Here is a 15,136-nt window from a genome sequence, read left to right on the forward strand (position 1 = left end):
GGGAATGGACGGTCGTCGACGCAACCCGTACGAACTGACCGAGGACACCCCGGTCTACGTCATCTCGGTGGCGGCCCAGCTCTCCGGCCTGCACCCGCAGACCCTGCGCCAGTACGACCGCCTCGGCCTGGTCTCCCCGGACCGCACGGCCGGCCGGGGCCGGCGCTACTCGGCCCGCGACATCGAACTGCTCCGGCAGGTGCAGCAGTTGTCGCAGGACGAGGGCATCAACCTGGCCGGAATCAAGCGCATCATCGAACTGGAGAACCAGGTCGCCGAGCTGCAGGCCCGCGCGGCCGAGCTGGCCGCCGCGCTCGACGGCGCCGCCACGGCGATGCGCCAGCGCGAGGCCGCGGTGCACGCGTCGTACCGCCGTGACCTCGTTCCTTACCAAGAGGTACAGCAGACCAGCGCCCTGGTGGTCTGGCGTCCCAAGCGCCACGGCCAGTCCTCGGACTGAGCCGGACCGGCAGTCGGCACAAGGGAAAACGGCCGTGACAGCCCCGGAGGACCGCCCGTCCTCCGGGGCTGGTTCACAACGGTGCAGTCTCATTGGTCTAGTACTTCTTGACGATTTGGTGAAGACAGCGTTGGCTTCCTTCACCGGGGTCACCTGGGTCACCTGGATACCAACAACACCCGTGTGTCGGAAGGTCTAGCGCAGTGAGCAGCCGTGCCCGTCGTACCGCCATATCCGTGGCCGCGTCCCTGATGACCTTCTCGCTGGCCTCCTGCGGTGTGCTGGGCGCCTCGGACAGCAGCGACGACGCGAGCCCGACCAAGGGCAACGACATCACGGTCGGTCTGCTCCTGCCGGAGAAGGAGAACACGCGCTACGAGCAGTTCGACTACCCCTTCTTCAAGGCGAAGGTCGGCGACCTCACGCGCGACGAGGGCAACGTCAAGTACGCCAACGCCGAGGCCAGCGCCGCCAAGCAGGCCGAGCAGCTGCAGCAGATGGTCGACGACAAGGTCGACGTGATCGTGCTGGACGCGGTGGACTCGCACGCCATCGCGGACGGCGTGCGGAAGGCCAAGGACGCCGGCATCCCCGTCATCGCCTACGACCGGCTGGCCGAGGGCCCGATCGAGGCGTACATCTCCTTCGACAACGAACTGGTCGGCGAGGTCCAGGGCCGCTCCCTCATCGAGGCGCTGGGCGGCGACCCGGAGAGCTCCGAGAAGATCGTCATGATGAACGGCTCGTCCACCGACCCGAACGCCAAGCAGTTCAAGGCGGGCGCGCTGTCCGAGCTGAACGGCAAGGTGACGATCGCCCAGTCCTTCGACACCAAGGACTGGAAGCCGGAGAACGCCGAGTCGAACATGACCGAGGCGATCGAGAAGATCGGCAAGAGCCAGATCGCGGGCGTCTACTCGGCCAACGACGGCATGGCGGGCGGCATCATCAAGGCCCTGGAGGACGCGGGCGTCACCGACCTGCCGCCGATCACCGGCCAGGACGCGGAGCTGGCGGCGGTGCAGCGGATCGTCACCGGCGAGCAGTACATGAGCGTGTACAAGTCCTACCCGCAGGAGGCCGAGAACGCCGCGGAGATGGCCGTGGCGCGGGTCCAGGGCCGGGACATCCAGTTCGACGCGCTGGCCCGCGACAAGGTCGACAGCCCCACGCACAAGGGCATCCCGGCGCAGCTCGTCCCCGTCGTCGCCCTCACCAAGGCCAACATCGAGGAGACGGTCATCGCGGAGGGCTTCTACAAGGTCAGCGACATCTGCACCGCCAAGTACGCGGACGCGTGCGCGGAGATGGGCCTGAAGTAGCCCGCGTGTCTTCCGGGTCCCACCGGCGGGGCATTCCGTCCGCAACCGGCACATTCCGGTCCCCGCGCGGGGTGGAGCCGTGTTGCGGAGCCGGTCCGGGCCGCGCATAGTTGCGCTGCGGAAGAGCCGGAACCGGGGGTGGGATGGGCGATGGCCGGGCACGGGGCTCAGGAGCACCCGCACGGGGCCGACCGGCTCTGCGCGGCCGGAGACCGCCTGTACTCCCGGGCCGTGCGGCGCGGGCGGGTGCCCCGCCAGGACGCCGAGCCCGTCCCCTGCCTCCTGGAACTGGCCCTGCTGCACCCCGACCCCGACGACATGGACTGGCTGGTGCCGACCTCTCCGCAGGAGGTCATGACCCGGCTGCTGCGCGGGGTCCACGACGAGGTCAGCGCCAGTCAGCGGCGGGTGGGCTCGGCCGTGGAAGCCTTCGAGTGGTACGCGGGCCTGGGCAGGCTGCTCCAGACCCCGGCCGGCCCGGAGTCGACCGCGATCCGCGTCCTCGACGGCCTGTCCCGCATCCAGGCCGCGATGGACGAGGCGACGGCCGCCTGCACGACCGAGGTGCTCACCGTCCAGCCCGGCGGCATCCGGCGCGAGCACGAGCTGTCCGAGGGCCTGCACCGGGCGCTGGCGCTGCGCGGGCGCGGGGTGCGGATGCGGGACCTGTACACGCACGTGGCCCGGCACGGGCAGGGCCTGCTCAACTACCTCGAACTCATGGGTGACGCGGTGGAGGCCCGCACCCTGGACGAGGTCATCGACCGCCTCATCCTCTTCGACCGCACGGTCGCCTTCATCCCCGCCAACACCGACCGCACGATGGCCCTCGAACTGCGCCACCCGGCCCTGATCGCCTACCTGATCACGGTCTTCGAACGCCTCTGGCGCCTCGCCATCCCGCTGACGGCGCCCCTCCCCGACACGGGCATCGAGGGCATCTCCCACCGCGAGCAGTCCATCGCGGCGCTGCTCGCGGAGGGCCACCAGGACGCGGTGATCGCGGAACGCCTCGGCATCAGCGTCCGCACGGCCCGCGCGCACATCGCCCGCCTCTCGGAGACCCTGGGCGCGGCCAGCCGCACCCAGCTGGGCGTCCGCATAGCCCAGGCCGGCCTGGACGGCTCCCCGCGCACCCCGGTCATCCTTCCCGGTCGAGAATCCCCGACCGCCCGATGAGATACCCGAGCTGAGCCCGGCTCTCGCTGCCGAGGGTGGCGGCGAGTTTGGCGATGTGGACGCGTGCGGTGCGGACGTTCATGCCGAGGCGGTCGGCGATGTCTGCGTCGGTGTGGCCTTCGATGAGGAGGGCGGCGATGGCGCGTTGGCGGGGGGTGATGCCGTTGAGGGTGGGTTGTTGGACGGCTTGGGGGTGCATGGGGGTGGCGAGGTGCCAGAGGCGGTCGAAGGTGTTGACGAAGTAGGCGATAAGGGCGGGGTGCCGCACTTCGAGGGCGAGTGAGCGGTCGGCGCTGGCGGGGATGAAGGCGACGGTGCGGTCGACGACGATGAGCCGTTCGGTGACCTCGTCGAGCGTGCGGGCCTCGACGTCGCCGGTCAGCTGCTCGTAGCGGGCGAGCACGTGTGGAGCGTGCCGGTAGGTGTGTTGGTAGAGGGTGCGGATACGCCCCCCTCGGTCGAGGAAAGCCTGGTCGCGCTGGAGCGATCGCAGGTTGTCCTGCCGCGGCGGAGCATTGGGGCCCTGGTACGGCTGGATGGTCAGCGCCTGCTCCGTGGCGTCGGCCAGAGCGTCGGCGATGGCCCGGCTGATCTGCTCCTTCCCTGTCACCAGCAGGAGCGCGGTGACGTCCGCTGCCTCGGAGGACTCCTCGCGTATCAGCGGCGCGAAGGCCTTCACCAGTTGCTCTTCGCGCCGGCGTTCGTCGGCGATGCGTCGGCCCGAGGCTCGCAGCAGGCTGTGCAGCGCTGCCATCGGAGAGGCCGGTTCGAGCCGGTCCGGGTCGTCGGGCGCCGGGTGGAGGAATCCGAAGTCGACCAGGCAGGGCGGCATGCCGGGCACCGGTTGCGTCACATGGCCCTCCTGCAGCGCGCGCTGGTACACCCGCATGCCTGCCGGGCACATCTCCTCCGGCCCGTGCTCCGGGTGCGACGCCGTCATTGCTCGACTTCCCGTTGTCCGAGGATTCCCGACTCGGCGATCAAATAGCCGAGTTGTGCGCGGCTCTCGCTGCCGAGGGTGGCGGCGAGTTTGGCGATGTGGACGCGTGCGGTGCGGACGTTCATGCCGAGGCGGTCGGCGATGTCGGCGTCGGTGTGGCCTTCGACGAGGAGGGAGGCGATGGTGCGTTGACGCGATGTGACGCCGTTCAGGGATCGGTGTTGGGCCGCCTGTGGATGCATCGGAGTAGCGAGCCGCCAGAGACGCTCGAAGGTGGTCACGAAATAGTCGATGAGAGCGGGGTGGCGGACTTCGAGCGCGAGTGAGCGGTCGGCGTTGGCGGGGATGAAGGCGATCCGGCGGTCGACGACGATGAGGCGATCGGTCACCTCGTCCAGGGAGCGCGCCTCGGCGTCTCCGCGCAGTTGCTCGTAGCGGGCGCGGACCAACGGCAGGTGACGCTGCGTATGCTGGTAGAGGGTGCGAATCCGCCCACCGCGGTCGAGCATTTCCTGATCACGTTGCAAGGACAGGTGCTGGGACTGGCGTCCGCGCTGATCGCCGTAGTGGGCGTTGGGTTGGATGCACAGCAGTTCGTTGGTGGCATCCGCCATTGCTTCGCTGATGGCTTCGTTGATCTGCGGGACGCCGCTGAGGACGCGTACGGCCGCGGCGTCGCCACCGGCCGTACGTCGGCCGTCCACCTGCATCAACGGTTCGAACGTCGCGGACAGCCGGGCTTCCCGCCGCCTTTCCTCGGCGATGCGCTGTGCGGATACGTCCAGCATCCGGTGCAGGGCGACGGCCGGAGCGACCGGCTCCAGCCAGTCGGGTTCGCCGACGCGAGGCTGCAGCAGTCCATATGCCGTCAGGCAGGGCGCCGCGGCAGCCTCTGAGTCCGGTACGCGGCCCTCACGCAGTGCCTGGGTGTACAGCAGTGTTCCGGCGGTGCAGAGATCTTCGGGACCGTGCTCCGGATGCGTCTCGTGCGGTGCCGCCGTGGGCTCGCGTGCCTCCCCCGTCACAGGCCGTGCCCGTTGGTGACGCCCTGGTCGTCCTGCTCCAGGAGCCCCGACTGGGCGATGAGGTAACCCAGCTGAGCGCGACTGCCGCTCCCTAGTGCGGAGGCCAGTTTGGCGATGTGCGCGCGGCACGTGCGCACGTTCATGCCCAGGCGCCGGGCGATCGCCTCGTCGACGTGGCCTTCGACCAGAAGCTTGGCTATGGAGTGCTGGATGTCGGTGATGCCGTCGGGCGCCGTCTCGTAGGGGGCGCCGGCGGTGAGCGGCACTGCTCGCCCCCAGATGAACTCGAACACCTTGATCAGATAACGGACCAGCCCGGGGTGGCGGATTTCCAGCGCGACCTGCCGGTCGTCCCGGATGGGGATGAAAGCCACGGTCTCGTCGCAGATGATGAGTCGCTCGACGAGCTCGTCGATGGTGCGGTACTCGGCTTTCCCGTTCGGGAACTGGTCCACGTAGGCCATGCGTTCGGGGCTGTACCGTGCCGTGTGCTGATAGAGGGTGCGGATGCGTACCCCACGGTCGACCAGCGTCCTGTCGCGCTCCAGTCCCTCGATGAGCCTGCGCTCGGGGTGCCGGGCACTCGGCTGGACCGTGAGCATCTCCACCACGCACTGGTCCGTGGCCAGGTCAAGGGCCGCGTTGATGCGGTCGAGCCCCTCCAGGACGGTGATCGAGTGGGTTGGTGCCGCACCCTGCGCGCTGAGGGCCATGAAGGGTTCGAAGGCCGCAGCAAGCTCGATCGAGGTGCGTCGACGCTCCGATATCTCGTGCTCAATCGGATTCAGCCGCCGCGCGAGGGCGACCGCCGGAGACACGGGCAGGAGCCAGTTGGCATCGTCTGGGTCGGGGTGCAGGAGTGCGAACTCCATCAGACAGGGGACCGGATCCGCCTCGCTGCGGGCGACACGTCCGGTGCGCAGGGCGTTCGCGTAGAGGCGCGCCCCCGCCTCACACAGTTCAGTAACTGCATGGGGATGTGTCGCTTTGGTCTGATTTGTTGTCAAATCTCCACCCCCCAGGGTCCTGAACGTGCAGGAACATGATGCACCGATTGTGTGGCCATGACGTGCCTATATGAGCCATCGTCTTATCCGACGGGGGAAGAGGGGACCTTCAAGTGAGGACGAAGCTGGCTATGTCTAAGAGAATGCTTCGCTCGGTGCTTGTCGCCGCCTTCTCCGCCGTTGTGGCCTTCGGAACTCTGAGTGGCCTCTCCGTGGCGAAGGGCGATGCCCGAGCGGACAGCGTCTGGTCGCTTACGACGGTGACCGCTACGCCTGCTGGCGCGGACGGGGAAGCTCTCACAGACGACAGTGTGTGGTCTTGACATGACGACTCCACCCGATGACCGCTCCTTCCGGCGAGAAATGGCCACCGCCTACCGCTCCGGCTGGCACTTCATCGACCTGGTCACCGCGATCCCGCACGCCGGTGACTCCCTGATGGTGACCGTCTTCGGCGAGCCGGTCGTCGTCACGCTGGACGAGGACGGCGACGTGCGTGCGTACCGGTGTCTGCGGCGGCCTCGGGGGGCGCCGCAGCCCGTCCGGTGTGCCATCCGGTACGGAATGATCTTTGTGAACCTGGACCAGCGGGACCACCGGCTCGAGCAGCCGGAGGCCCCCGAAGTGAGGACCATCTCGGCCACCCCCCGCAGTGCCTGACGCGATTCCCCCGTCGTAACAAATCGCTCAGGTGCTTCCCCCCGGCAGCGGCGTCACCGTGACCTGAACACGGTGACGCCGCTGTCGCATGTGCGGACATCTCGCGACACCAGCCGGTTCCGCGACTGGCCGAAAAGGCACTCGTGCGGTGCGGCCCGTTCACTGCCGCGTCACCCGCCCCCCTGAGCCTCGGCGTCTCCCGGGGAGAATTGCGGCTCCCGACTTGAGTGGGGCAGGCTCAACTTTGTGTACGCTGGATGAGTCAGCACTACGCGAGGAGGAGAGCCAGAACGTGGACGCCGAGCTGACCAACCGGAGCCGGGACGCGATCAACGCGGCCAGCAACCGGGCCGTGACCGAGGGAAACGCCGACCTCACCCCCGCCCACCTGCTCCTTGCGCTGCTCCAGGGGCAGGACAACGAGAACATCACCGACCTGCTCGTCGCCGTCGAGGCCGACCTCGCCGCCGTGCGCTCCGGCGCCGAGCGCATCGTCGCCGGGCTGCCCAGCGTGACCGGGTCCACCGTCGCGCCCCCGCAACCCAGCCGTGAGATGCTCGCCGTGGTCGCCGACGCCCAGGCACGCGCCAAGGAACTCGGGGACGAGTACCTCTCCACCGAGCACCTGCTCCTCGGCATCGCCGCGAAGGGCGGCGCGGCCGGTGAGGTACTGGAGGGGCAGGGAGCCAGTGCGAAGAAGCTGCAGGAGGCCTTCCGCAAGGCGAGGGGAGGGCGCCGGGTGACCACGCCCGACCCCGAGGGGCAGTACAAGGCGCTGGAGAAGTTCGGCACCGACCTCACCGCCGCCGCCCGGGACGGAAAGCTCGACCCCGTCATCGGGCGCGACCAGGAGATCCGCCGGGTGGTCCAGGTGCTCAGCCGGCGGACCAAGAACAACCCCGTGCTCATCGGCGAGCCCGGCGTCGGCAAGACCGCCGTCGTCGAAGGGCTCGCCCAGCGGATCGTCAAGGGCGACGTGCCCGAGTCGCTGAAGGACAAGCGGCTGGTCGCGCTGGACCTCGGCGCCATGGTCGCCGGGGCCAAGTACCGCGGCGAGTTCGAGGAGCGGCTCAAGACCGTCCTCGCCGAGATCAAGGACTCCGACGGGCAGGTCGTCACCTTCATCGACGAGCTGCACACCGTCGTCGGCGCCGGCGCGGGCGGCGACTCCGCCATGGACGCCGGGAACATGCTCAAGCCGATGCTGGCCCGCGGCGAGCTGCGCATGGTGGGTGCCACCACCCTCGACGAGTACCGGGAGCGGATCGAGAAGGACCCCGCCCTGGAGCGCCGCTTCCAGCAGGTGCTGGTCGCCGAGCCGACCGTCGAGGACTCCATCGCCATCCTGCGCGGGCTCAAGGGGCGGTACGAGGCCCACCACAAGGTGCAGATCGCGGACAGCGCGCTGGTGGCCGCCGCGAGCCTATCCGACCGGTACATCACCTCCCGCTTCCTGCCCGACAAGGCCATCGACCTGGTCGACGAGGCCGCATCCCGGCTGCGCATGGAGATCGACTCCTCGCCGGTCGAGATCGACGAACTCCAGCGCGCCGTCGACCGGCTGAAGATGGAGGAGCTGGCGATCGGCAAGGAGACCGACGCCGCCTCCCTGGAGCGTCTGGAGCGGCTGCGGCGCGACCTCGCCGACAAGGAGGAGGAGCTGCGCGGCCTCACCGCCCGCTGGGAGAAGGAGAAGAAGTCCCTCAACCGGGTCGGCGAGCTGAAGGAGAAGCTCGACGAACTGCGCGGGCAGGCCGAGCGCGCCCAGCGCGACGGCGACTTCGACACCGCCAGCAAGCTGCTGTACGGCGAGATCCCCACCCTGGAGCGCGACCTGGAGGCCGCCTCCGAGGCGGAGGAGGAGGTCGCCCGGGACACCATGGTCAAGGAGGAGGTCGGCGCCGACGACATCGCCGACGTCGTCGCCTCCTGGACCGGCATCCCCGCCGGGCGGCTGCTGGAGGGCGAGACGCAGAAGCTGCTGCGCATGGAGGACGAGCTGGGCAAGCGGCTCATCGGCCAGACCGAGGCCGTGCGGGCCGTCTCCGACGCCGTACGCCGCTCCCGGGCCGGGATCGCCGACCCGGACCGCCCGACCGGGTCCTTCCTCTTCCTCGGCCCCACCGGTGTCGGCAAGACCGAGCTGGCCAAGGCGCTCGCCGACTTCCTCTTCGACGACGAGCGGGCCATGGTCCGCATCGACATGTCCGAGTACAGCGAGAAGCACAGCGTCGCCCGGCTGGTCGGCGCCCCGCCCGGATACGTCGGCTACGAGGAGGGCGGCCAGCTCACCGAGGCCGTGCGGCGGCGGCCGTACACCGTCGTGCTGCTCGACGAGGTGGAGAAGGCGCACCCCGAGGTCTTCGACATCCTGCTCCAGGTGCTGGACGACGGGCGCCTCACCGACGGGCAGGGCCGCACCGTCGACTTCCGCAACACCATCCTGGTGCTCACCTCCAACCTGGGCAGCCAGTACCTGGTCGACCCGACCACCGGCGAGGCGGAGAAGAAGGAGCAGGTGCTGGAGGTGGTCCGGGCCTCCTTCAAGCCGGAGTTCCTCAACCGGCTCGACGACCTGGTGGTCTTCTCGGCCCTCAGCAAGGACGAGCTGAGCCGGATCGCCCGGCTCCAGATCGACGGCCTGGCCCGGCGGCTCGCCGAGCGCCGCCTCACCCTGGAGGTCACCGACGAGGCCCTCGGCTGGCTCGCGGAGGAGGGCAACGATCCGGCCTACGGCGCCCGGCCGCTGCGCCGCCTCGTGCAGACCGCGATCGGCGACCGGCTCGCCCGGGAGATCCTCTCCGGTGAGATCAAGGACGGCGACACGGTCCGCGTGGACCGCTTCGGCGACGACCTGATCGTGGGACCGGCGAGCGGCAAGACGCTGTGACCGACCGCACGGCCCGCCCCGGCGATCCGCCCTTCGGGTTGCCGGGGCGCCGAGCGGGGTACCCGACTGGCCGGATCGAGTCAGCCGAGGGCTGACAGGCCCCCGACGGGCTTGCCACGCCCCTCCCCGCATGGGGGAGGATGGCCGGATCCGTACGAAGGGAAATTCACGGTGAGCATCGACCCGTCCTCGATTCCGAACTTCGGGGGCAAGCAGCCCGAGCCGCAGCCCCAAGGACCGGCGGGCCCCGTCGTCCCGGATCAGGATCTTGTGAAGCAGCTCCTCGACCAGATGGAGCTGAAGTACGTCGTCGACGACGAGGGCGACCTCGCGGCGCCGTGGGAGCAGTTCCGTACGTACTTCATGTTCCGCGGCGAGGGCGACCAGCAGGTCTTCTCGGTGCGGACGTTCTACGACCGGCCCCACCAGATCGACGAGAAGCCCCAGCTCCTGGAGTCGGTCGACGACTGGAACCGGCGCACCCTGTGGCCCAAGGTGTACTCCCACACCCACGACGACGGCACCGTCCGCCTGATCGGCGAGGCGCAGATGCTGATCGGCATGGGCGTCAGCCTGGAGCACTTCGTCTCCTCGACGGTCAGCTGGGTGCGGGCCGCCATCGAGTTCGACCGGTGGCTCGTGGAGCAGCTCGGCCTGGAGCAGGACGTCAACGAGGCGGAGAAGCCGACCGACGAGGACGGCGAGTAGTCCGCCCCCGCGGCTGATCACAGCAGAGCCCGGACCCCGGCAGTGCGGGGCCCGGGCTCTCGTCGTACCCGGGTCCGCGCGTACCGGGGCACGGTGCGGGCCCGCTCACCCCGCCGCCGCCTTCAGCCGCCGCACCGCCTCCTCCAGCACCGAGGCCTGCTTGCAGAACGCGAACCGCACGAAGGGCGCGCCCTCCTCCCGGTGGTCGTAGAAGACCGCGTTGGGGACGGCCACGACGCCCGCGCGCTCCGGCAGTGAGCGGCAGAAGGCGAAGCCGTCGCTGACGCCGAGCGGGCGGATGTCGGTGGTGACGAAGTACGTCCCGGCGGGCCGGTACACCCCGAAGCCCGCCTCGGCCAGCCCCGCCGCCAGCAGGTCCCGCTTGGCCTCCATGTCGGCCCGGTAGGCGGCGAAGTACGACTCCGGCAGCGCGAGCGCCTCGGCCACCGCGTACTGGAAGGGCCCCGAGGCCACGTACGTCAGGTACTGCTTGGCCGAGCGGACCGCCGTGAGCAGGGCGGGCGCGGCGGTGACCCAGCCGACCTTCCAGCCGGTGAACGAGAACGTCTTGCCGGCCGACCCGATGGTCACCGTGCGCTCCCGCATCCCCGGGAAGGACGCCAGGGGGATGTGCTCGGCGGTGTCGAAGACCAGGTGCTCGTAGACCTCGTCGGTCACCACCAGCAGGTCCCGCTCCACCGCCAGCTCGGCGATCGCCGCCAGCTCCTGGCGGGTGAGGACCGTGCCCGTCGGGTTGTGCGGGGTGTTCAGCAGCAGGAGCCGGGTGCGGTCGGTGACGGCGTCGCGCAGCTCGTCCAGGTCCAGGCGGAACGCGCCCTCGTGCGGGCGCAGCGTCACGGGCACGCGGGTGCCGCCCGCCATCGCGACGCAGGCCGCGTACGAGTCGTAGTACGGCTCCAGCGCGACGACCTCGTCGCCGGGCTCCAGCAGGGCCAGCAGGGCCGCCGCGATGGCCTCCGTGGCACCGGCGGTGACCAGGACCTCGGTGTCGGGGTCGTAGGACAGGCCGTAGCGGCTCAGCTGGTGGCCGGCGACGGCGGCGCGCAGCTCGGGGACGCCGGGGCCGGGCGGGTACTGGTTGCCGCGCCCGTCGCGCAGCGCCCGCACGGCGGCCTCGCGGATCTCCTCGGGACCGTCGGTGTCGGGGAAGCCCTGACCGAGGTTGATCGCCCCGGTCCGCACCGCCAGGGCGGACATCTCGGCGAAGATCGTCGTCCCGAACTCCGCGAGCCGGCGGTTCAGGAGGGGACGGGCGCTGGAGCTCATCGAGGTCATGCCGGCCATCCTGCGCCGAGGCTCTGGTCTTCCTCAACTCAGAGCGTTGTCAGAGCCACTTGTTAGATTGCCCGGTGGATGGAGACCGGTCAGAGAACCTTTGAGGTCCGCGGTCAAGAGGGGCGGGCACAAAGGTCCCCGGGAGCCACCTCGGGACTATGTCGCAGGCCGTAGATCCCCGCCCCTCTCATCCTCCATCTCCATGAGAGTGCAGGTCAGGGGCCGTTCCCGGTCGAAGACCCTCAGAACTTCCTCAACTCTGCTTTGGGGCGCGGCGGCGAGGGGCATCCCCCGTTCACGCAACGAGCTTCACGGCGTGATCCACAGGCAATCGATACGCAGCGGGGCATCCGACGGGGGATTGCTTCGGGGGAGTCCACCGGGCCCGGGTCCGGGGACGGAAGGAGGGTGGAGCCATGGTCACAGGCATCATCCTGTTCGTGGTCGCGGCCCTGGTGATCAGGGTCTTCGTGCTGGGCCGACGCAGTTCCGGTGCCGTCCGGGCGGGGGGCGGTCGCTCGCGCCGGGGCGGCGGGGGCGGCGACAGCGGCGGCGGCACCAACAGCTGGTGGGCCGGCGACGGGGGCGGTTCGTCCTCGGACGGTCACCACTCGGGCCACTCCTGCGGTGGCGGCTCGTCCTGCGGAGGCGGGTCGTCCTGCGGGGGAGGGGGCGGCGGCGGATGCGGCGGAGGCAGCTGACACGGGGCAGCTGAGCTCCGCCCAGGGGGAACCGCATCCCCGCCGAGGGGGCCCGTCCCTGGGACCGGGCCCCCTTGCCCCACCCAGAGCGCCCGCCGGGCCACACTCCCGGTGGGCGCTCCCACACCCCGGCGCACGCCGTACGGGCGGGGTGTGCGCTCTGGTTGAACAGTTGAGCTGTGGAGCCCCCTGAGGGATGGAAACGTCACGAAGTTGGGTAAAAACGCTGTGGCGGCGCCATCGTTCATGATTCGCTCTCCCTCATCAACGCAGCTCCTCGGACGACCTGTTGACCCCCCTCCTGACCGGCCGACTGGGCTGAGCGGGCCGCATCCCCGGCAGCGCCGCGGATGCGCAGACCCCACACCTTCCTCTCCTTGTGTGCTTGCGGAGCCGATCCATGCTCACGACCCTGAAAACCGCCTACACCGACACCCGCGCCGCCGACCTGGCCTGGGCCCTGGGGCGCGAGCCGCTGCCCGCGCTCGCCTGTCTGGACGTCGAACTGACGGACGCGAGGCTGCAGTTGAGACTGCTCGGCGCCTCCCACCAAGTCCTGCTCGAGGAGGAGCGGGGCAGCTGCTCGGAGACGGTGGCGTGCATCCCCGGCAGCAGCACCCCCCTTCCGCTGGGCGTCGCCAAGCGGGTGGGCGACTGGGAGTACGAGTTCGCCGCCCGGGTGGAGGTGCTGACCCCGGGCTCCTTCGCCGGCCGCGCCCAGGAGCTGCTGGCCCTGGTCTCCGACCACCCGCACGGCCTGGCGGGCGTCTTCCCCGGCAGCCCGCACGCCTTCACCGCGCTGCTGGCCCAGCGGCACGAGGGGCAGGTGCACTGGCGGACCTGGCACGCCTACCCGCAGGACGGCCAGCTGGTGGCGACCCGCACCCGGGTGGGCGTGCGGGTGCCGACGGCCCGGCTCAGCCCGTCCGCGGTGTGAAGCGGGGGGCGCGCGCCCGTGGCGCGAGCGGGTGAGGGCCGGATAAACCTGTGGTGCTCAAGCAGCCTTGAGTTTCACACGTGTGGGTGACGAAGCGCAGTGCTGGAGTGACGTAACGTCACTGCGTGATCGAACCGCACGCGCCCGCCCCGCCCGGCTCTCCGCCGTCCTGGGGCGGCCCCTGCGGCCCCGACGCGCCCGCCCGGCTGCCCGTACGGCCCGCCGTCGGGCGGTTCCTGGTGCTGGCGGGCGTCTTCGTCTGCGCGGCCTGCGGGCTCGTGTACGAACTCGAACTCGTCGCGCTCGCCTCGTACCTGATCGGCGACTCGGTCACCCAGGCGTCCGTCGTCCTGTCCGTCATGGTCTTCGCCATGGGCCTGGGCTCGCTCGCCGCCAAACGGCTGCGCGGCCTCGCGGCGGCCGGCTTCGGCGCGCTGGAGGCCGCCCTCGCCCTGGTCGGCGGCTCCAGCGCGATGGTCCTGTACGCCGTCTTCGCCTGGACCGGCGGCTGGGGCGGCCTGTGGGCGGACGGCCCGCGCATCCTGCTGGTCGCCTTCTCCCTCGCCATCGGCGTGCTGATCGGCGCCGAGGTGCCGCTGCTGATGGAGCTGATCCAGCGGGTGCGCCGGCAGGACCCGGGCGGTGCCGTCGCCGACCTGTTCGCCGCGGACTACGTCGGCGCGCTCGTCGGCGGCCTCGCCTTCCCGTTCGTCCTGCTGCCCTTCCTGGGCCAGCTCACCGGCGCCTTGCTCACCGGCACGGTCAACGCGGTCGTGGGGGCCGCCCTGGTCCTCGGGCTGTTCCGGCGCGACCTGACCCGCCGGGCCCGCTGGCTGCTGCTGACCGCGAACGCCGTGGTCCTCGCCCTGCTCGCCACGGCGACCGTCCTCGCCGACGACTTCGAACGCGCGGCCCGGCACGCCGTATACGGCCAGGACGTCCGGGTGGCGGTGCAGACCGACGTGCAGGAGGTCGTCCTCACCGGCGAGGCCGACGGCCGGCCCCTCGACCTGTTCCTCGACGGGCGGCTGCGGGTGCGCGGCAGCGACGAGCGGCGCTACCACGAGGCGCTGGTGCACCCCGCGATGGACGGCCCGCACGCGCGCGTGCTGATCCTCGGCGGCGGCGACGGCCTCGCCGCCCGGGAGGTGCTGCGCCACCCCGGCGTACACCGCGTCGACGTGCTCGAAGCCGACCCCGGCCTCGCCCGGCTGGCCCGGCACGACCCCGGCCTGTCCGCCCTCAACGAGCACGCCTACGGCGACGCCCGCGTCCGCGTCCTCACCGGCGACGCCTTCCGCCGGCTGCGCTCGACGCCCTCCGCGGCGTACGACGTGGTGATCGCGGACCTGCCCGACCCGGGCCTCACGGCCAGCACCAAGCTGTACTCGCAGGAGTTCTACGGCCTGCTGCGGCGGGTGCTCGCGCCCGACGGGCGGCTGGCGGTCCACGCCGGCCCGGTCGCCGACCGCCCCCGCGCCTTCTGGACGGTGGACGCCACCCTCCGCGCGGCCGGCCTGCCGGCGGCCGCCTACCGCGTCGTCGCCCGGGACTCCGGCACCGCGCCCGGCACCGGACGCGCGGCCGCCGGCCTCCGCGGTCCCCGCGGCTGGGGCTTCCTGCTGGCCGCGCGCACCGCCCCCGCGCTGCGCCTGGACCCGGCGGCGCCCCGCCCGCGCACCCTCACGCCGGGATCGCTGGCCCGGGACGCCCGCGACGCGGCCCGCACCCGGATCCCCGGGCTGCCGCCGTCCACGCTTCCGCATCCGCGGTACTGAGCCGCGGGGGTGCCGCGGATACGACCCGCGCGTCCCCGTGCGGCGGCCCGGCCCTCCCCCGAGTGCGGGACGGACCGCCACATCCCCCTGATCCCCCTGTGGATCGCTCGCACCGAGAACCTACGGCCGCACCGCGCGGCCCCGAATCCCGCGGTGGGTGGAGAACGGAGCCAACCCGGCGTGGTAGCCGCCCGGTTCCTGCAACTTCCGCGGTACGGCGAAAGGATGACGCC

Annotated in this window: 13 protein-coding genes; 9 read left to right on the forward strand and 4 right to left on the reverse strand. The window is 71.0% G+C overall.

Annotation, left to right across the window (positions count from 1 at the left end):
* Positions 1–4 precede the first annotated feature (4 nt).
* From K7854_RS21955 to K7854_RS21965, 3 genes are all read left to right on the forward strand, one after another.
* Positions 5–460, forward strand: a complete 456-nt coding sequence (locus K7854_RS21955; protein WP_059299450.1) for a heat shock protein transcriptional repressor HspR — start codon at positions 5–7, stop codon at positions 458–460.
* Positions 461–663: 203 nt separating this feature from the next.
* On the forward strand, positions 664–1,782 hold the full coding sequence (locus tag K7854_RS21960; protein ID WP_226028254.1) for a sugar ABC transporter substrate-binding protein: 1,119 nt from the start codon (positions 664–666) through the stop codon (positions 1,780–1,782).
* A 150-nt stretch (positions 1,783–1,932) separates the two neighbouring features.
* Positions 1,933–2,961, forward strand: a complete 1,029-nt coding sequence (locus tag K7854_RS21965) for a helix-turn-helix transcriptional regulator (RefSeq protein WP_226028255.1) — start codon at positions 1,933–1,935, stop codon at positions 2,959–2,961.
* Here the strand turns inward: K7854_RS21965 and K7854_RS21970 are convergent.
* Genes K7854_RS21970 through K7854_RS21980 form a run of 3 tightly spaced genes read right to left on the reverse strand, consistent with a single transcriptional unit; the run spans position 2,924 to position 5,933 of the window.
* The gene (locus K7854_RS21970) at positions 2,924–3,901 is read right to left on the reverse strand and encodes a helix-turn-helix transcriptional regulator (protein WP_226028256.1); all 978 of its coding nucleotides are present in this window, start codon (positions 3,899–3,901) and stop codon (positions 2,924–2,926) included. The genes K7854_RS21965 and K7854_RS21970 overlap by 38 nt on opposite strands.
* Positions 3,898–4,926, reverse strand: a complete 1,029-nt coding sequence (locus K7854_RS21975) for a helix-turn-helix transcriptional regulator (protein WP_226028257.1) — start codon at positions 4,924–4,926, stop codon at positions 3,898–3,900. The genes K7854_RS21970 and K7854_RS21975 overlap by 4 nt, the downstream gene beginning before the upstream one ends.
* Entirely contained in the window at positions 4,923–5,933 is a 1,011-nt protein-coding gene (locus K7854_RS21980) for a helix-turn-helix domain-containing protein (protein ID WP_226028258.1), read from the reverse strand. The genes K7854_RS21975 and K7854_RS21980 overlap by 4 nt, the downstream gene beginning before the upstream one ends.
* 324 nt (positions 5,934–6,257) lie before the next feature.
* Between K7854_RS21980 and K7854_RS21990 the strand changes: the two genes are divergently transcribed.
* The 3 genes from K7854_RS21990 to K7854_RS22000 all read left to right on the forward strand — a co-directional run bounded on the left by K7854_RS21990 (position 6,258) and on the right by K7854_RS22000 (position 10,191).
* On the forward strand, positions 6,258–6,593 hold the full coding sequence (locus K7854_RS21990; RefSeq protein WP_226028259.1) for a Rieske (2Fe-2S) protein: 336 nt from the start codon (positions 6,258–6,260) through the stop codon (positions 6,591–6,593).
* Between the two features lie 292 nt (positions 6,594–6,885).
* Positions 6,886–9,483 (forward strand): ATP-dependent chaperone ClpB, encoded by a 2,598-nt coding sequence (gene clpB / locus K7854_RS21995; RefSeq protein ID WP_226028260.1) that lies wholly within the window; start codon positions 6,886–6,888, stop codon positions 9,481–9,483.
* 171 nt (positions 9,484–9,654) lie between these two features.
* Entirely contained in the window at positions 9,655–10,191 is a 537-nt protein-coding gene (locus K7854_RS22000; RefSeq protein ID WP_226028261.1) for a YbjN domain-containing protein, read from the forward strand.
* 105 nt (positions 10,192–10,296) lie between these two features.
* On the opposite strand, the gene K7854_RS22005 is transcribed toward K7854_RS22000, so the two are convergent.
* Complete coding sequence (locus K7854_RS22005; protein ID WP_226028262.1) at positions 10,297–11,487, reverse strand: pyridoxal phosphate-dependent aminotransferase; 1,191 nt, start codon at positions 11,485–11,487, stop codon at positions 10,297–10,299.
* Positions 11,488–11,903: 416 nt separating this feature from the next.
* Here K7854_RS22005 and K7854_RS22010 point away from each other — a divergent pair, with 416 nt between their 5' ends.
* The 3 genes from K7854_RS22010 to K7854_RS22020 all read left to right on the forward strand — a co-directional run bounded on the left by K7854_RS22010 (position 11,904) and on the right by K7854_RS22020 (position 14,903).
* Positions 11,904–12,188, forward strand: a complete 285-nt coding sequence (locus K7854_RS22010; protein WP_226028263.1) for a hypothetical protein — start codon at positions 11,904–11,906, stop codon at positions 12,186–12,188.
* A 400-nt stretch (positions 12,189–12,588) separates the two neighbouring features.
* Positions 12,589–13,125 carry a DUF2617 family protein gene (locus tag K7854_RS22015; RefSeq protein WP_226028264.1) on the forward strand — a complete coding sequence of 179 codons (537 nt, stop codon included), beginning with the start codon at positions 12,589–12,591 and terminating at the stop codon, positions 13,123–13,125.
* A gap of 125 nt (positions 13,126–13,250) precedes the next feature.
* Positions 13,251–14,903: a polyamine aminopropyltransferase gene (locus tag K7854_RS22020; RefSeq protein ID WP_226028265.1), complete on the forward strand. Its 1,653-nt coding sequence runs from the start codon at positions 13,251–13,253 to the stop codon at positions 14,901–14,903.
* The last annotated feature ends 233 nt before the right edge of the window (positions 14,904–15,136 follow it).

This window comes from Streptomyces hyderabadensis (genome assembly GCF_020404845.1).
Taxonomy (GTDB): domain Bacteria; phylum Actinomycetota; class Actinomycetes; order Streptomycetales; family Streptomycetaceae; genus Streptomyces; species Streptomyces hyderabadensis.